The following is a 16,921-nucleotide window of genomic DNA, read 5'->3' as shown; positions in this document are numbered from 1 at the left end:
ACGTGGGGTTCGTGCACCTCGATGCCCGCCACGCTAGGTGCGGGGCCGGGGACCCGCGATCAGGGACGGGCGAATGGGGCACGGCCGTAGGCCGAACCGGGGACGGACCCCCCGTACCGGGTTTGCCGGGCCCGGCCGCGCCCCGGTTCCTCGGCGGTTCCTCAGTGGTTCCTCAGTGGTTCCTCAGCCCTTCAGGCCGAGGTGTGGGAACTGCGCGAGGAAAGGTTCGGCGGTGGCCGCGATCCCCCGCCCGAAGGGCGCGTCGAAGTCCCAGATGAGGAACAGCAGGAAGGCGATCAAGGCACTGAACAGGCCGGCCAGCAGCAGTTCGCGGAACGAGCGGCGGATCTGCAGGGTGAAGACCAGCCCGACCGTCACCAGGGCCCCGGCGATCAGGCCGAACCACACCACTCCCGGCATCGTGGCCCCGGCGCTCTGGCCGCGTGCGTTGCGGGCGTCGTCCACCAGCGCGACCTGGTCGACGAGGGGCTGGTAGGCCTGCCCCTCGTGGTCGGTCTGCGGCTCGTAGTCCGTCACGTCGCGGCGGATTCTCTCCAGCAGCTCCCCGCTCTTGCCCGTGAGCTCGTTCTCGGCGGACATGTGGTCCCACTCCGTGTCGACCACGTAGGTCACGTACGCGTCGACGTCGGCGCGGATCTTCTTGCGCACCTCGGCCGGGTAGACCTCGGAGCGGACGCTGATCTCGTGCAGGGCCTGGGACTCCTGGCGCACGTACTCCTGGGCGGCCCCGCGGCCCTCCCAGACGCCCGCGATCGCCAGGCCCAGCACGATCGCGTAGATCACCCCGATCATCATCGTCATGTACTCGATGACGTCCGGGGTCTCGTTCGGATCGTCGTCCTCACTGATCCTGCGGTGGTTGAAGAAGGCGATGGACAGCACCACGGCACAGGCCGCGGCCATCGCGAGGGACAGGACGAGCCATTCGGACAAGACGACTCCCAATCGGTGGGCGACAGCGATGAGCGGTGGGTGGTGGAGCGGTGGAGTGGGTGCGGCCTAGCGCGGGCGCAGCGCGACGATCGCGAGCACGGCGGGGGCGGCGGTCATGAGGGTGAAGGTGACCGGTGAGATGTGGTGTTCGACCGGTTTGCGTGAGGCGGAGTGGTACGCCGGTCGGGGCACCTTCGGCTTCGGCGCGGCAGGCTCGGGCGCCGGTGCGGGCGGCGGAGGCGGTGCGGCCGGCGGGGGAGGCGCGGGCGCCCTGAACACCCGGGGTGCGGGCGGCTGGGGCACGGGCGGCTTCGGCGCGGGGGGTGCCGGGGGCGCGGGCTTCGGCGGCTCCGGGGCGGGCGGCGGCGGAGGGGGCGGGGGAGGGGTGGGTTTGGGCGGCGGGGTCGGCTCGGGCGGTGGCGGCGGGGGAGGCGGTGTGGGCGTGGGGGTGGGTTCGGGCGGGCACGGCGGGGGAGGGGGCGGCGGGCAGTGGTGCTCGTGCCCGTGGCCGCGTCCCTTGTCGTGGCCGCGGCCCTTACCGGGGCCGCCGTCGTGATGTCCGCCACCCCGGGCGGCCGCGCCCCGGCCCCCGCCGGCGTACGCGGACACCTCGATGAGGGTTCCGCCGTCCCCGGCGCCGATGGACGCGTAGGCGCAGCTATCGGCCACGGCCGGAGTGGTCGACAGCGTCGCCCACAGCAGGACCGGAACCGCCAGCAGGCGTCTGGCTAAGGCTCTGTTCACCCGGGGAGCATGGGCTCGCGCGCGCCCGCGCACGCGGGACCCGAGATCGGTTCGCCCGAACGGGCGGATCGCGGACCGGTGAGGTTTGAGACAGGATCTGATCGCTTGTGATTGAACGTTGGTCAATTCCCAAAAGGTATTTGTCGGTTTCCGCGGCGCCGCCGGAGGGCCCGTGGAACCTTTGGTGTGTGACCAAGAACGGACCGGCAATTTCCGCTTTTGCTCGCCCTGTTGGGAAATGATCAGTACATTCGGCTCGGACAGGAGACCGACCCCCGCCCGATCCGCGGGCGGACCAGGTACGACCACGACACGACGACGGCTTGGAGACCCCGATGGAACGCCCCGCCTGGGCCCCGCCAGGCATCGACATATCGGTGCCGAGCGTGTCCCGTATCTACGATTACTACCTGGGCGGCTCCCACAATTTCGAGGTCGACCGCCAGGCGGCCCGCCGGGCCATGGAATTCATGCCGGGTCTGCCCAAGATCATGCAGGCCAACCGGGCCTTCATGCGCCGCACCGTCCGCCACGCCGTGGCCGAGGGCATCACCCAGTTCCTCGACATCGGCTCCGGCATCCCCACCTTCGGCAACGTCCACGAGATCGCCCGCGCCGCCGACCCCGAGGCCCGCGTCGTCTACGTGGACCACGACCCGGTCGCCGTCGCGCACAGCCGGGCCGTCCTGGCCGGCGACGACCGCACCGGCGTCGTCGCCGCCGACCTGCGCAAGCCCCAGGACATCCTGGCCGCCCCCGAGGTCCGCCGGCTGCTGGACCTCGACCGGCCCGTCGCCCTGATGCTGGTCGCCGTCCTGCACTTCCTGGAGGACGCCGACCGGCCCTACGACGCCGTCGCCGAACTGCGCGACGCCCTGGCCCCGGGCAGCATGCTGATCCTCACCCACGCCTCCTACGAGGGCATCCCGCTCAGCGAGGAGGTCGCGTCCGGGACCGTCGGCGTCTACCGCGACATCCGCAACCCCCTCGTCATGCGCAGCCACGAGGAGGTCACCGGCTTCTTCGACGGGTTCGAGCTGCTGGAGCCGGGGCTCGTCGCCATGCCGGACTGGCGCCCCGACCGCACCGGGCCGCTCGCGGAGGGCGAGACCCCGGAGGACCCGTACGCCTTCTCGGGCTTCGGCGGCGTGGGACGCAAGGCGTGAGACTCCCCGCTCCGACGCCCCCGCCCGCGACCCCCGGCCAGGACCACCCGGCCGGGGGCGCCGCTTCCGCATCCCCGCAGGCACCCGCTGCCGCTGCCGAACCGCCCGTCCCGCGCACGGGCCGGGCGCCGCTGCGCGACCCGCTCACCGGGCGCGAGGACCGGATCGCACGCTTCGCGACCATCTGGGGACGGGCCATCTTCCCGGTCACGGCCACCTCCCTGACCCGCCCCGAGTTCGAACAGCACCTCGTCCCGCTGGCCCGGATCCTCACCGAGGCCCTGCACGCCCGCCCCTTCGACGCGGGCGTGGCCCAGGGCGTGGGCGCCGAACTCGTCGCCGTGCACTGCACGGACCCCGAGGCCCTCGCCGGCACCCTCGGCGTGGTCGAGTCGTACCTGGTGCTGTACTGCGGCCCCGACGACGCCGCCGCCGAGGGCAGCGAGAGCACCGAGGAGTACCGCTCCCGCTGCGCCCGCCTCCAGCACGGCATCGCCGCCGGGTTCGCCCGCGCGCTGCGCGAACGCACCCTCAGGGAGCAGGAGGCCATCGCCCGCTCCGCCCTGACCGCCCGCATCGACGCCCAGCAGGCCCTGCACGCCAGCGAGGAACGCTTCCGGGCCGTCTTCGAGGGCGCCGCCGTCGGCATCGGCATCGCCGACCTCGACGGCAACATCCTGGAGGTCAACGACACCCTGCTCAAGATGTTCGGCGGCCTGGAAGGGCACGTCCGCAGCCGCAACGTCAGCGAATGGGGCCACCCCGACGACACCCCGCACGTCTGGAAGATGTACGGGGAACTCGTGCGCGGCGAGCGCGAGCACTACCGCGTGGAGAAGCCCTACTACCGGCACGACGGCACCGTGCTCTGGACCAACCTGACGGTGTCCCTGCTGCGCGACGCCGACGGCGTACCGCAGTACCAGCTGGCCCTGATGGAGGACACCACCGAACGCCGGCTCCTCAACCTGCGCCTGCGCTACGAGGCCACCCACGACGCGCTGACCGGGCTGCCCAACCGCACGCTGTTCTTCGAACGGCTGGAGAAGGCCCTGAACGCCTCCCCCGGCAGCCGCTTCGGCCTGTGCTACCTCGACCTCGACGGGTTCAAGGCGGTCAACGACAGCCTCGGCCACTCGGCGGGCGACCGGCTGCTCGTGGAGGTCGCCGACCGGCTGCAGAGCTGCGCCACCGGGCCGGGCGAGGTCGTCGCACGGCTGGGCGGCGACGAGTTCGTGGCCCTCACCACCGGCCCCGGCGCCCAGACCGGGGAGAAGGTCACCGACCTCGCCGTCCGCATCCTGACCGCGCTGTCCACGCCCATCCGGCTGGAGGGCCGGGAGCTGTCCGTGCGCGGCAGCATCGGCATCGTCGAGGGCGCCTCGGGCGAGCGCACCCCGGCGGAGGTGCTGCGCAGCGCCGACATCACCATGTACCGGGCCAAGGCGGCCGGCGGCAACCGCTTCGAGTTCGCCGACGCCGAGGCCGACGCGCGCGCCATCACCCGCCACGGCCTGACCAACGCCCTGCCGGCGGCCCTGGAGCGCGGCGAGTTCTTCATCGAGTACCAGCCCCTGGTGCACCTGCACGACGGCAGCGTGCGCGGCGCGGAGGCGCTGGTGCGCTGGTCACACCCGCAGTACGGGGTGCTCGGCCCGGACCGCTTCATCCCGCTCGCCGAGCGGACCGGGCTGATCGTGCCGCTCGGCCGCTGGGTCCTGGAGGAGTCCGTCCGCCAGGCCCGCACCTGGCAGCGTCAGCACGGCGGGGCGCCCCTGCGCGTCAACGTCAACCTCTCGCCCACCCAGCTGACCCACCCCGGCCTGGTCGCCGACACCGTGCGCGTCCTGGAGTCCTCCGGCCTGGCTCCCGGCGCGCTGTGCCTGGAGGTCACCGAATCGGCCCTGATCGGAGCCGACGACGAACTCCTCGAACCGCTGCGCCGGCTCGCCGCCCTCGGCGTCGACATCGCCCTCGACGACTTCGGCACCGGCTACTCCAACCTGGCCAACCTGCGCCGGCTCCCGGTGAGCGTCCTCAAGCTGGACCGCTCCTTCACCCAGGGGATGCAGCAGGAGCCCGCCGACCCCGTCGACGTCAAGATCGTGGAGGGCATCGTCGCCCTGGCCCACAGCCTGGAGCTCGCGGTGACGGTCGAAGGGGTGGAGACCGGAGCCCAGGCCGCCCAGCTGCGCGCCCTCGGCTGCGACACGGCCCAGGGCTGGTACTACGCCCGCCCGGGCTCCCCGGACCGCATCCACACCCTCTCCCTCTGCGACGCCGTGCCCACCCCGTGAGGTCTCAGCCCATCCCGGCCTCCGTTCCCCGGCCGGGCTCGCGGACCGCGGCGAGGACCCGCCGGTGGCGTGCAGAGGTGTCGGCCAGCAGCCGCTCGGCCACCGGGAGCCGCTCGGCCTCGTAGGCGTCGAGGGCGTCGGCCGGCGCCGGGTCCGCGAGGGCCGTGGCCAGGGTCCGGGCGAGGGCGGCCGCGTCCTGGATGCCGGTGTTCATGCCCAGTCCGCCCGCGAACGGGTGGACATGGGCGGCGTCCCCGGCGAGGAGGATCCGGCCCTCGCGCATCCGGGCGGCCCGGCGGACGTTGACCCGCCAGCTGGAGAGCCAGGTCGCCTCCGTCAGCCGTATGCCCGGTATCCCGGCGTACCGGTCGAAGAGCCGTTGGAAGCCCTCCAGGGTGGGCGGCAGGGGCTCGCCGTCCCCGTCGGTCTCCGGAGCGGACTGGAGCTGGAAGGTCTCCGTCCCGGGCATGGGGCAGAGCAGGATCCCGCCGCCCTCCGAGGTGAACCACTGGTGCCAGTGGTCCCGGCCCAGCCCGGGGGCCCGTACGTCCCCGACGACCATCGTCGGCTTCTCCTCGGTGTACCCCTCGAAGGGGATGCCGAGGAGCTCGCGGGTGGTGCTGTGGCCGCCGTCGCACCCGGCGGCGTACCCGGCGCGGACCGAACCGCCGTCCGCCAGCCGCGCGGTGACCCCGGTGGGGTCCTGGGCGAGTCCGGTGACCCGGGTCCCGTACTCGACGCGGACGCCGAGGCCGGCCAGCCGCTCGCGGAGGATCTCCTCGACCTGCCACTGGCCGATCAGGACGCCGCCGTCGGCAGGGGTGTCGCTGACGTGGACGCCGTCGAAGTACTTGCGCAGCACCAGGCGGCGGTTGCCGGTGGCGGCCATGCGCTCCTCGACCCCGAGCCGGGCGAAGACCTCCAGGCCGTCCGGGTTGAGCCCCTTGCCCCGGGACTCGCGGTGCGGGCCCGGACGCCCGTCGAGGACGCGGACGGAAACGCCGCGCAGGGCCAGGTCGCAGGCCAGGGTGAGTCCGGTGGGGCCGGAGCCCACGATCAGTACGTCAGTCATCGGAGGGGTCCTCTCTCGTCGTCGCCGATCCGTCGCTGAATCCAGGAAAGCGCCTCGGAGAAGAAAATGCAACCCGGTTAGAAAATTGACTTGGTTGCGTTCGTGTCCTACGGTGGTGCCATGGAGAACACGACGGGTCTGCGCGAGAGCAAGAAGCTGCGTACGCGGCGCCAGCTGGCGGCCACGGCGCTGGAGCTGTTCCTGGAACGGGGGTTCGACGCCGTGTCCGTGGCCGACGTGGCCGCGGCGGCCGAGGTCTCCAAACCCACCCTGTTCCGGTACTTCCCCAGCAAGGAGGACCTGGTCCTCGACCGCTTCGCCGACCACCAGGACGAGGCGGCGCGGATCGTGCGCGAGCGGCCGGCGGGCCGGAGCCCCGTGGGCGCGCTCCACCAGCACTTCCTGACGGCCCTGGCCGAGCGCGACCCGATCACCGGGCTCTGCGACCATCCCGACGTGCTCGCCTTCCAGGGCCTGGTCTACTCGACGGAGAGCCTGCAGAGCCGGATCGCCCACTACACGGCCCGTGAGGTGGAACTGCTCGCGGCCGTCCTGGAGACGGAAGGGGTCGCGCCGCTGCCCGCCCGCCTGGCCGCGATCCACCTCGTGGCGGTCCGTCACGAGCTGGGCCGGGAGAACTTCCGCCGCATCGACGCCGGCGGCACGGCGGACGAGACCTACCCCGCGGCCGTCACCGAAGCCGACCGCGCCTTCGGGATGCTGGCCGACGGTCTGGACCGGACCCTGGACCCCCTCATACCCCGGGCCTGATCCGGCTGGACCGGCGGGCCCTGCATGATGCGTGAAGGGCCCGCCGGGCGGCGGGCCGGAGAGGCGGGTGTGCGGATGGCCGCGCGGTATGTCACCGAGATGGTCGGGGCGTTGGAGCGGTACGGGGAGCGGCCCGCGATCGGGGCCGGACCCCGGGTCCTGCGGTTCTCCGAGGTGCTGGATGCCGTCCACCGGCTGGCCGGGGCGCTGGCGGAGGAGGGGGTCGGGCGGGGCACCGGGCTGGCCTGTGTGACGGGCGGCAACCGTCCGGAGGCCCTGCTGGTACGGATGGCCGCGCATCTGCTGGGGGCCCGGCTGACCCAGGTGGTGGCCGGTCCGGCGGTGCACGGGGTGGCGTTCATCCTGCGGGACTGCCGGCCGGGCCTGGTGGTGCACGACGTCCCGGTACCGGCGACGGGTGTACCGCTGCTCGGCCTGGACGAGCTGGTCGCGCGGGCGGCCGGGCGGGAGCCCGCCGAGCTGCCCGTACGGGCGCGGGAGGAGGACGTGGCCCGGGTGACGTACACCGGCGGGACCACGGGCCGGCCCAAGGGCGTGGCCTCCACCTTCGGTGCGATGGCCGCGCGGGACGGCAGGCGCGGGGCCGCGTGGACCGGGACGGTGCACCTCTCGGTGACCAGCCTCGCCCAGCGGGCCGGCGGGCGGTGCCTGGAGCAGCTGCGGGCCGGAGGCAGGGTGGAGATCCTCGACCCCTTCGGCCCGGGGGAGTTCGCGGCGGCCTGCCGGCGGCTCGGGCGGGTGTCCACGTACCTGACGGCCCCCATGGTGTACCGGCTGCTGGACGACCCCGCGACCGCCGGGGGCATCCCGGGGCTGGAGGCGGTCTCGTACGGGGCCTCGCCCATCCTCCCCGAGCGGCTGCGCGAAGCGGTGACCCGCTGGGGTGGCCGGTGGCGGCAGGGCTACGGGATGAACGAGGCCGCGGTGATCTCCCGCCTCACCCCCGCCGACCACGACGCGGCGGTGGCCGGCCGGCCCGAACTGCTGGCGTCCGTGGGCCGCCCGGCGACGGGGGTCGAGGTCCAGGTGCGCGACGAAGGGGACGCGGTACTGCCCGCCGGGCGCACCGGCGAGCTGTGGATCCGGTCGGCGGCGATGATGACGGGCTACTGGAACCGGCCCGAACTGACGGCCGAGGTGCTGAGGGAGGGCTGGCTGAGGACCGGGGACCTCGGCCATGTCGACGACGCCGGCTACCTCTACCTGGACGACCGGAGCAAGGACGTCGTGATCGTCGACGGCGTCAACATCTACAGCCTGCCCGTCGAGGCGGCCCTCGCCCGGCACCCGGCCGTGGCCGAGGCCGTCGTGGTCGGACGGCCCAGCCGGGTCACCGGAGAGGAGGTCTGTGCCTTCCTGGTCCCGGCCCCGGGCCACACCCCCAGCGGTGCGGCGGCCGCCGAGGCCTGCGAGCTGGTGGAACGCGAGCTCGCCCCGGCACACCGCCCGACGGCGGTCTTCTGGGAACGAGAGATCCCCCTCACGGACCGGGGCAAGCCCGACAAACGCCGCCTGCGAGACCGGGCATCGACCGACCGACCCCCCACCACGCCCCCACCCGCCCCCGGCCCCTGACCCGATCCACGCCGCCGCCTCGTCCCGTGCTCGCCGACCCGGCTCTGTTGCCTCGTCCCGTGCTCGCCGACCCGGCTCCGTTGCCTTACCCCGCGTCCACCGACCCGGCCCCGTCGCCCCGTCCCGCGCTTGTCGACCCGGCTCCGTCGCCCCACCCCGCGCTCACGACCCGGCCTCGCGCCCGTCCGGCGAGCGCGGCACTGGCTGCCGGTACCGCTCCCCGACGCACTGGGCGCGGTCTGGATCTGCGGCCCGGCCCGGCCCGGCCCGGGCGCGGCCGGTTCGGTGTGGCTGCCGACCCCGTCGGGATGGCCCGGGCTCGCCGACAGGGGGCCCCGGACTGCCGGGAACGGCCTGGCGCCCCGGTGTGTCCGCGGCCCGAACCCGTCGGGGCGCGTCCTCGGTTCGTCGGGGTGGCCTCGGAGCCCTGGTGGGTGGGTTCCGCTCGGCTCGGAGGCCGGCGTTTCGTGCCCGTAGCGTGGCGGGCGGGGTCGGGCGGCGCGTCAGCCGATGAGGATGCGTTTCAGTTCGCGGGCCGCGCGGGGTGGGGCCACGTCCGTGCGGTGGGCCAGGGCGATCGTGCGGCGGAGGGGGGAGCCCGCGAGGGGGGTGGCGCGCAGGCCGGGGCCGCCGTGGTCCACGACCATCGCCGGGACCACCGCCACGCCCAGGCCCGCCCGGACGAACCCCAGGACGGCGTCCATCTCGCCGCCCTCCACCGTGAACACCGGCTCGAATCCCGCCGCCCGGCACGCCCCCACCGTCAGGTCCCGCAGGTCGTAGCCGTGGCGGAACATGACCATGGGTTCCTCGCGCAGGTCGGCGATGGTCAGCTCCCCGCCGCCGCCCGGCGGCGGGAGGTCGCTGGACGAGACCACCACCAGGTCCTCCGTCAGCAGCTCCACCGTGGTCAGCGGGGGCGCGGACGGCGGCAGCGGCAGCGCGATCAGCGCCAGGTCCAGCACCCCGCGCGCCAGTTCCCGTACCAGGTCCAGCGAACCGCTCTCCTCGATCAGCAGCTCGATGCCCGGGTGCGCCGTGTGGAAGGCGCGCAGCACCGCCGGCAGCAGGCCCGTGCACACGCTCGGCGTGGCACCCAGCCGGACCCGGCCGCGTCGCAACTGGAGCAGCTCCTGCACCTCCAGGCGTGCCGTGTCCGCGTCCGCCAGGATCCGCCGGGCCAGCGGCAGCAGCGCCTCGCCCGCGTCCGTCAGGGCGATGTTCCCCCGCGCCCGGCTGAACAGCTCCGCGCCCAGCTCCCGTTCGAGCGCCTTGATCTGCTGGGACAGCGACGGCTGGGCCACATGTTCCCGCTCGGCGGCACGGGTGAAGTGCCGGGTTTCGGCGACGGCCACGAAGTACACGAGCTGCTGGAACTGCATTTCCCCAGGCTAACGCCCTTCCACCACCCTTCATAGGGGATGCCTATCGCGATCAGCTCCACCATGTCTTGGACCTTTCGGGACCTTGGTCCCTACCGTCGACGTCATGGCAGCACTGGCAACGCGGACGGATCGACGGCCGTCCACCCCGCGCACGCTCTGGGACTCCACCGTCGGCAAGAAGTCCGTGATGGCCGTCTCCGGCCTGGTCATGCTCGGCTACCTCGTCGCTCACATGTTCGGCAACCTCAAGATCTTCTTCGGTGCCGACGAGTTCAACGGCTACGCCCACGCCCTGCGCACCCTCGGCGAACCGTTCCTGCACTACGAGTGGGCCCTGTGGATCGTCCGCGTGGTCCTGGTCGCCTCAGTCGTGGCCCACGCCGTCTGCGCCTACCAGCTCAGCCGCCGCGACCTCAAGGCGCGCCCGGTGAAGTACGCCCGCAAGCGCCGCCGTGCGAGCTACGCCACCCGCACCATGCGCTGGGGCGGCGTCATCCTCGCCCTCTTCATCGTCTGGCACCTCCTCGACCTCACCACGCTCACCGTCAACGAGCGCGCCTGGGCCGGCCACCCGTACGAGAACGTCCTCGCCACCTTCTCCACCTGGTACGGCAACACGGTCTACATCACGGCCATGGCCGCCCTCGGACTCCACATCCGCCACGGCTTCTGGAGCGCAGCCCAGACCCTCGGCGCGGGCAACGCACGGCGGGACCGGACGCTGAAGTTCCTGGCCAACGCCCTGGCCCTCGTCCTCTTCGCGGGCTTCGTGTCCGTCCCCGTCGCCGTCATGACCGGAGTGGTGAGCTGACCATGAGCACCGAGCACACCGAGCACACCGAGCACACCGAGCACACCGAGCACACCGAGCCCATCGAGTACGCCGCGTACACCATCGGCGCCCCCATCGCCGACACCAAGGCCCCAGCCGGCCCGATCGCCGAACGCTGGGACCGCCGCCGCTTCGAGGCGAAGCTGGTCAACCCGGCCAACCGCCGCAAGCACACCGTGATCGTCGTCGGCACCGGCCTGGCGGGCGGTGCCGCCGGCGCGACCCTCGCCGAGCAGGGCTACCACGTGGTCCAGTTCTGCTACAGCGACTCCCCGCGCCGCGCCCATTCCATCGCCGCCCAGGGCGGCATCAACGCCGCCAAGAACTACCGCAACGACGGTGACTCCGTACACCGCCTCTTCTACGACACCGTCAAGGGCGGCGACTTCCGCGCCCGCGAGTCCAACGTCCACCGCCTCGCCCAGATCTCCGTCGAGATCATCGACCAGTGCGTGGCCCAGGGCGTCCCCTTCGCCCGCGAGTACGGCGGCCTCCTCGACACCCGCTCCTTCGGCGGCGTCCAGGTCTCCCGCACCTTCTACGCCCGCGGCCAGACCGGCCAGCAGCTGCTGCTCGGCGCCTACCAGGCCCTCTCCCGGCAGATAGCAGCCGGCAACGTCGAACTGCACGCCCGCACCGAGATGCTCGACCTGATCACCGTCGACGGGGTCGCCCGCGGCATCGTCGCCCGCGACCTGGTCACCGGCAGGATCGACACCCACTACGCCGACGCCGTGGTCCTCGCCACCGGCGGCTACGGCAACGTCTTCTACCTCTCCACCAACGCCATGAACTCCAACGCGACCGCCATCTGGCGGGCGCACCGGCGCGGCGCCCACTTCGCCAACCCCTGCTTCACCCAGATCCACCCCACCTGCATCCCGCGCACCGGCGACCACCAGTCCAAGCTCACCCTGATGAGCGAGTCCCTGCGCAACGACGGCCGCATCTGGGTCCCCAAGGCCAAGGGCGACACCCGCCCCGCGGCCGAGATCCCCGAGGACGAGCGCGACTACTACCTGGAGCGGATCTACCCCTCCTTCGGCAACCTCGTCCCCCGCGACATCGCCTCCCGCGCCGCCAAGAACGTCTGCGACGAGGGCCGCGGCGTCGGCCCCGGCGGCCAGGGCGTCTACCTCGACTTCGCCGACGCCATCCGCCGCATGGGCCGCGACAAGGTCGCCGAGAAGTACGGCAACCTCTTCGAGATGTACGAGCGGATCACGGCGGAGAACCCGTACGAGGTCCCCATGCGGATCTACCCGGCCGTCCACTACACGATGGGCGGACTGTGGGTCGACTACGACCTCCAGACCACCGTCCCCGGCCTGTTCGCGATCGGCGAGGCCAACTTCTCCGACCACGGCGCCAACCGCCTCGGCGCCTCCGCGCTGATGCAGGGCCTCGGCGACGGCTACTTCGTCCTCCCCTCCACCATCAACGACTACCTCGCCCGCCACCCCCACCAGGAGAAGGTCGACGACAGCCACCCCGAGGCCGCGGCCGCCCTCCGCGAGACCCGCGACTGCCTCGCCGGGCTGCTGGCCGTCGACGGGGACCGCACCCCAGACTCCTTCCACCGCGAGATCGGCGAACTCATGTGGGAGTACTGCGGAATGGCCCGCACCGAGGAGGGCCTGCGCAAGGCGCTGGCCCGCATCCCCGAGATCCGCGAGGAGTTCTGGCGGCGCATCAAGGTCCCGGGCAGCGGCGAGGAGTTCAACCAGTCGCTGGAGAAGGCCAACCGCATCGTCGACTACCTCGAACTCGCCGAGCTGATGTGCCTCGACGCCCTCCACCGCGCCGAGTCCTGCGGCGGCCACTTCCGCGAGGAGTCCCAGACCCCGGACGGCGAAGCGGCCCGCCGCGACGAGGAGTTCGGCTACGCGGCGGCCTGGGAGTACCGCGGTACCGGCGCCGCACCCGTCCTGCACAAGGAAGACCTCGTCTTCGAGTACGTCCACCCCACCCAGCGGAGCTACGCATGAAGCTCACCCTGCGCGTCTGGCGCCAGCGCCACGCCGACGCCCCCGGCGCCATGGCCTCCTACGAGGTCGACGGCATCTCGAAGGACATGTCCTTCCTGGAGATGCTCGACACCCTCAACGAGGACCTCATCCTGCGCGGCGAGGACCCGGTCGCCTTCGACCACGACTGCCGCGAGGGCATCTGCGGCGCGTGCAGCCTCGTCATCAACGGCGACGCCCACGGCCCCGAACGCACCACCACCTGCCAGCTCCACATGCGGTCCTTCGCCGACGGCGACACCATCGACGTCGAACCCTGGCGGGCCTCGGCCTTCCCCGTGGTCAAGGACCTCGTGGTGGACCGCAGCGCCTTCGACCGCATCATCCAGGCCGGCGGCTACATCACCGCCCCGACCGGCTCCGCCCCCGAGGCGCACGCCACCGCCGTGCCCAAGCCCGCCGCCGACTCCGCGTTCGAACACGCCGAGTGCATAGGCTGCGGCGCCTGCGTGGCGGCCTGCCCCAACGGCTCCGCGATGCTGTTCACCTCCGCCAAGGTCAACCACCTGAACGTGCTCCCGCAGGGCTCGCCCGAGCGCGAGACCCGGGTCCTGGACATGGTGGCGCGGATGGACGACGAGGGCTTCGGCGGCTGCACCCTGACCGGCGAATGCGCCACCGCCTGCCCGAAGGGCATCCCGCTGCCCTCGATCGCCGCGATGAACAAGGAGTGGCTGCGGGCGGTCCGCAAGCGCTGAGGCACCGCCGTGGGGCGTCACGTGCGCCCGATCGGCCGATCCGATCCGCCGACCGGGCGCACGTACGGGCCGTACGCCGCGCCGCGCGCCGGGCGCGTCCGCCCGGCGGGGCACAGTGGGCCCATGCCAGCAGCCCCCGCCGGCCCCGGACCGCACCGCCGCACCGTCCTCGCCGCCGCCCTGGCCCTCGCACCCCTGGCGGTGGCCGGTTGCGCGGAACAGGAGCGCCCCCGCACCCCCGCGCACGGGCCGCAGCCGCCCGGCAAGGACGCCCTCGTCATGCTGATCCCGCACGCGGAGAAGCCCTATGCCGGAGCCACCGGCGAGGACGACGAGGGCAACGACGACCCCGGCTCCCTCGCCGGGCGGGGCCGCCGCCGCGCCGAGGAACTGCACCGCCTCTTCGGCCCGGCCCACGGCGCCCCGCTGCCACGGCCCGCCGCGCTCTTCGCGACCGGGGGACCGCAGTCCGCCCCCGCCCGGTGCCGGCAGACCGTGGCCCCGCTGGCCACCGCCCTGCACATCCCCGTGCACGACCGGTTCGCGCTCGGCGCCGAAGCGGACCTGGCCCGGGCCGTCCTGAACGCCCCCCCGCCCGTACTCCTGTGCTGGGAGCCCGCCGGGATCCCCCGCCTGGTCCACGCCCTCGGCGCCCACCGGATCCTGGGCCTCCCCACCGCCTGGCCCGACCGCAGCGACCTCGTCTGGACCTTCACCCGCAGCCGGGGCGAGTGGACCTTCCGCGAACTCCCGCAGCGCCTCCTCCCCGGAGACGCCTGACAGCCGTCGACGGCCGCCGGCCGGAACGTTCCCGCCCCGGCCCCCGGGCGCCGCTACGCACCCAGGGCCCGCGCCAGGTAGGGGGCCGTGCGGCCCGCCGTCGACGCGGCCACCTCCGCCGGCGGGCCGCAGGCCGTGATCCGGCCGCCCTCCGTACCGCCGCCCGGGCCCAGGTCCACCACCCAGTCGGCCCCCGCCACCACCTCCATGTCGTGCTCCACGACCACCACCGAGTGCCCCGCGTCCACCAGCCCGTGCAACTGCCGCAGCAGCACCCGCACATCGGCCGGATGCAGCCCGGTCGTCGGCTCGTCCAGCAGGTACAGGGTGTGGTCCCGGCGCAGCCGCTGGAGCTCCGTCGCCAGCTTGATCCGCTGCGCCTCACCGCCCGACAGCTCGGTGGCCGGCTGCCCCAGCCGCAGATAGCCCAGGCCGATCTCCTCCAGCGCCCGCAGGCTGCGCGCCGCCGCCGGAACCTCCGCGAAGAAGCCGGCCGCCGCCTCCACCGTCAGCCCCAGCACCTCCGCGATGTTCAGCCCGGAGTAACGGACCTCCAGCGTCTCGGCGTTGTAGCGGGCGCCCGCGCAGTCCGGACACGGGGCGTACGTACTGGGCAGGAACAGCAGCTCCACCGAGACGAAGCCCTCGCCCTGGCAGGTCTCGCAGCGGCCGCCCGGCACGTTGAAGGAGAACCGGCCCGCCTTCCACCCGCGCGCCCGCGCCTGCGGTGACGCCGTGAACAGCTTGCGCACCACGTCGAACAGCCCCGTGTACGTGGCCAGGTTGGAGCGCGGCGTCCGGCCGATCGGCTTCTGGTCCACCTCCACCAGCCGGCGCACCGGGAAGTCCGGCTCGGCCAGCCGCCCGGCCACCTCCTGCGCGAGCACCTGCCCGACCAGGGTGGACTTCCCGGAACCCGAAACCCCGGTGACGGCCGTGAACACACCGAGCGGGAACTCCACCGTCACGTCACGCAGGTTGTGCCGGTCCGCCCCCGTGATCCGGACGCGGCCGGCGGCGGTGCGCACCGGCCGGGGGCCGGGGAGCCCGTCGGGCGCGGGGTCCGGGAACAGGTGCCGTGCCGTCGCCGACTCCGCCACCCCGGCCAGGCCCGCGGGCGGCCCGCTGTACAGCACCCGGCCGCCGTGCTCCCCGGCCAGCGGACCGACGTCCACCAGCCAGTCCGCGCGCCGCACCACGTCCAGGTGGTGCTCCACGACGAACACGGTGTTCCCCGCCGCCTTGAGCCGCTCCAGCACCCCCAGCAGCGCCTCGGTATCGGCCGGGTGCAGCCCCGCCGACGGCTCGTCCAGCACGTACACCACCCCGAACAGCCCCGACCGCAGCTGGGTGGCCAGCCGCAGCCGCTGGAGTTCCCCCGCCGACAGGCTCGGCGCGGTCCGGTCCAGGCTCAGGTAGCCCAGCCCGAGCTCCGTGACCGGCGCGATCCGCGCCCGCAGGTCCGCCGCCAGCACCCGCGCCGCCTCCGTACCGAGCACGGCCGTGGCCAGTACGCCGTCCAGCTCGCCCAGCGCCAGCGCCGCCAGCTCCGCGATCGTCCGGCCCGCGAAGGTCACCGCCAGGGCCTCGGGCCGCAGCCGCCGGCCCTCGCACACCGGGCAGGGGGCGTCGGTGAGGAACTTCTCCGCGCGTGCCCGCAGGGTGGCGCTCTTGGTGTCGGAGAAGGTCCGCATCACATAGCGGTGGGCGCTCATGTACGTGCCCTGGTAGGGGCGTTGGATCCGGTCCGCCTCCCGCACCGGGTGCACGGTCACCACCGGCTGCTCCTCGGTGAACAGGATCCACTCCCGGTCCTCGGCCGGCAGCTCCCGCCACGGCCGGTCCACGTCGTGGCCGAGTACCTCCAGGATGTCCCTGAGGTTCTTGCCCTGCCAGGCCCCCGGCCAGGCGGCGATGGCACCCTGACGGATCGACAGGCCGGGGTCGGGAACGAGGAGTTCCTCGCTGGTGCGGTGGATCCGGCCCAGGCCGTGGCAGGAAGGGCAGGCACCGGAAGCGGTGTTGGGGGAGAAGCAGTCGGAGTCGAGCCGCTCGGCGCCCGGAGGGTAGTCCCCGGCCCGGGAGAACAGCATCCGCAGGGAGTTGGAGAGCAGGGTCACCGTGCCCACCGAGGAGCGCGAACCCGGGGAGGAGCGGCGCTGCTCCAGGGAGACGGCGGGCGGCAGCCCGGTCACCGAGTCCACCTTCGGCGCGCCGATCTGGTGGATCAGGCGCCGGGCGTACGGGGCCACGGACTCGAAGTACCGCCGCTGCGCCTCGGCGTAGAGCGTGCCGAAGGCCAGGGAGCTCTTCCCGGAGCCGGACACCCCGGTGAACACGGTCAGGGTGTCGCGCGGGATGTCCACGTCGACCCCGCGCAGGTTGTGCTCCCGGGCACCGCGGACCCGTACGCAGGGGTCGAGGGCGTCGCGGGGGAGGGCGGGGGCATCGGGGGAGGGCTGGTGCATTCGCCCCACTTTAGTGCCGTAGACGTGAGGGTGGAGCTAGGGTCTGTCGTCAAAGTCCCGTCTGCCCCGCGACGCCTGGCACGCACTCTCGCCGCACCGGGCGCAAGACCGAGTACGCCCAGTACGAGGTC

At 73.4% G+C, this 16,921-nt stretch carries 13 protein-coding genes; 8 read left to right on the top strand and 5 right to left on the bottom strand.

Going from position 1 to position 16,921, the window contains the following annotated elements; genetic code table 11:
* Positions 1-183: 183 nt before the first annotated feature.
* Positions 184-954 carry a hypothetical protein gene (locus AB0F18_RS24685; protein WP_362064156.1) on the bottom strand — a complete coding sequence of 257 codons (771 nt, stop codon included), beginning with the start codon at positions 952-954 and terminating at the stop codon, positions 184-186.
* 66 nt (positions 955-1,020) lie between these two features.
* Positions 1,021-1,146 (bottom strand): hypothetical protein, encoded by a 126-nt coding sequence (locus AB0F18_RS24680; RefSeq protein ID WP_362064154.1) that lies wholly within the window; start codon positions 1,144-1,146, stop codon positions 1,021-1,023.
* A gap of 887 nt (positions 1,147-2,033) precedes the next feature.
* Between AB0F18_RS24680 and AB0F18_RS24675 the strand changes: the two genes are divergently transcribed.
* Both AB0F18_RS24675 and AB0F18_RS24670 read left to right on the top strand, forming a co-directional pair.
* Positions 2,034-2,864 (top strand): SAM-dependent methyltransferase, encoded by an 831-nt coding sequence (locus tag AB0F18_RS24675; protein WP_362064152.1) that lies wholly within the window; start codon positions 2,034-2,036, stop codon positions 2,862-2,864.
* A 131-nt stretch (positions 2,865-2,995) separates the two neighbouring features.
* Complete coding sequence (locus AB0F18_RS24670) at positions 2,996-5,161, top strand: EAL domain-containing protein (protein WP_362064190.1); 2,166 nt, start codon at positions 2,996-2,998, stop codon at positions 5,159-5,161.
* Positions 5,162-5,165: 4 nt separating this feature from the next.
* Here AB0F18_RS24670 and AB0F18_RS24665 read toward each other — a convergent pair whose 3' ends face one another.
* Positions 5,166-6,233: an FAD-dependent monooxygenase gene (locus AB0F18_RS24665; protein ID WP_362064150.1), complete on the bottom strand. Its 1,068-nt coding sequence runs from the start codon at positions 6,231-6,233 to the stop codon at positions 5,166-5,168.
* 120 nt (positions 6,234-6,353) lie between these two features.
* Here AB0F18_RS24665 and AB0F18_RS24660 point away from each other — a divergent pair, with 120 nt between their 5' ends.
* Positions 6,354-7,004, top strand: coding sequence for a TetR family transcriptional regulator (locus tag AB0F18_RS24660; RefSeq protein WP_362064148.1), 651 nt, complete (start codon positions 6,354-6,356; stop codon positions 7,002-7,004).
* Positions 7,005-7,079: 75 nt separating this feature from the next.
* Entirely contained in the window at positions 7,080-8,600 is a 1,521-nt protein-coding gene (locus tag AB0F18_RS24655) for an AMP-binding protein (RefSeq protein WP_362064146.1), read from the top strand.
* A gap of 503 nt (positions 8,601-9,103) precedes the next feature.
* Here AB0F18_RS24655 and AB0F18_RS24650 read toward each other — a convergent pair.
* Positions 9,104-9,982, bottom strand: coding sequence for a LysR family transcriptional regulator (locus AB0F18_RS24650; protein WP_362064144.1), 879 nt, complete (start codon positions 9,980-9,982; stop codon positions 9,104-9,106).
* Between the two features lie 106 nt (positions 9,983-10,088).
* Between AB0F18_RS24650 and AB0F18_RS24645 the strand changes: the two genes are divergently transcribed.
* The 4 genes from AB0F18_RS24645 (at position 10,089) to AB0F18_RS24630 (ending at position 14,322) form a co-directional block, all read left to right on the top strand.
* A complete protein-coding gene (locus tag AB0F18_RS24645; protein ID WP_362064142.1) occupies positions 10,089-10,796 on the top strand; it encodes a succinate dehydrogenase cytochrome b subunit in 708 nt (235 codons plus the stop codon).
* Positions 10,797-10,858: 62 nt separating this feature from the next.
* Positions 10,859-12,805: a fumarate reductase/succinate dehydrogenase flavoprotein subunit gene (locus tag AB0F18_RS24640; RefSeq protein ID WP_362064188.1), complete on the top strand. Its 1,947-nt coding sequence runs from the start codon at positions 10,859-10,861 to the stop codon at positions 12,803-12,805.
* Positions 12,802-13,542: a succinate dehydrogenase/fumarate reductase iron-sulfur subunit gene (locus AB0F18_RS24635; protein WP_362064140.1), complete on the top strand. Its 741-nt coding sequence runs from the start codon at positions 12,802-12,804 to the stop codon at positions 13,540-13,542. Before AB0F18_RS24640 ends, AB0F18_RS24635 begins: the two co-directional genes overlap by 4 nt.
* 123 nt (positions 13,543-13,665) lie before the next feature.
* A complete protein-coding gene (locus AB0F18_RS24630) occupies positions 13,666-14,322 on the top strand; it encodes a hypothetical protein (protein WP_362064138.1) in 657 nt (218 codons plus the stop codon).
* A gap of 53 nt (positions 14,323-14,375) precedes the next feature.
* Here the strand turns inward: AB0F18_RS24630 and AB0F18_RS24625 are convergent, their stop codons facing one another.
* Positions 14,376-16,790, bottom strand: coding sequence for an excinuclease ABC subunit UvrA (locus AB0F18_RS24625; RefSeq protein ID WP_362064136.1), 2,415 nt, complete (start codon positions 16,788-16,790; stop codon positions 14,376-14,378).
* Positions 16,791-16,921: the final 131 nt, after the last annotated feature.

The organism is Streptomyces sp. NPDC029216 (assembly GCF_040648015.1).
In the GTDB taxonomy this organism is placed as follows: domain Bacteria; phylum Actinomycetota; class Actinomycetes; order Streptomycetales; family Streptomycetaceae; genus Streptomyces.
This window is presented reverse-complemented; position numbering and strand designations above follow the sequence as displayed.

What these genes read in the sequence shown, in the direction of transcription:
- AB0F18_RS24675 (WP_362064152.1), top strand. Translation starts at nt 2,034, where the DNA reads ATGGAACGCCCCGCCTGGGCCCCGCCAGGCATCGACATATCGGTGCCG.
- AB0F18_RS24665 (WP_362064150.1), bottom strand. Translation starts at nt 6,233, where the DNA reads ATGACTGACGTACTGATCGTGGGCTCCGGCCCCACCGGACTCACCCTG.
- AB0F18_RS24660 (WP_362064148.1), top strand. Translation starts at nt 6,354, where the DNA reads ATGGAGAACACGACGGGTCTGCGCGAGAGCAAGAAGCTGCGTACGCGG.
- AB0F18_RS24655 (WP_362064146.1), top strand. Translation starts at nt 7,080, where the DNA reads ATGGCCGCGCGGTATGTCACCGAGATGGTCGGGGCGTTGGAGCGGTAC.
- AB0F18_RS24650 (WP_362064144.1), bottom strand. Translation starts at nt 9,982, where the DNA reads ATGCAGTTCCAGCAGCTCGTGTACTTCGTGGCCGTCGCCGAAACCCGG.
- AB0F18_RS24645 (WP_362064142.1), top strand. Translation starts at nt 10,089, where the DNA reads ATGGCAGCACTGGCAACGCGGACGGATCGACGGCCGTCCACCCCGCGC.
- AB0F18_RS24635 (WP_362064140.1), top strand. Translation starts at nt 12,802, where the DNA reads ATGAAGCTCACCCTGCGCGTCTGGCGCCAGCGCCACGCCGACGCCCCC.
- AB0F18_RS24630 (WP_362064138.1), top strand. Translation starts at nt 13,666, where the DNA reads ATGCCAGCAGCCCCCGCCGGCCCCGGACCGCACCGCCGCACCGTCCTC.
- AB0F18_RS24625 (WP_362064136.1), bottom strand. Translation starts at nt 16,790, where the DNA reads ATGCACCAGCCCTCCCCCGATGCCCCCGCCCTCCCCCGCGACGCCCTC.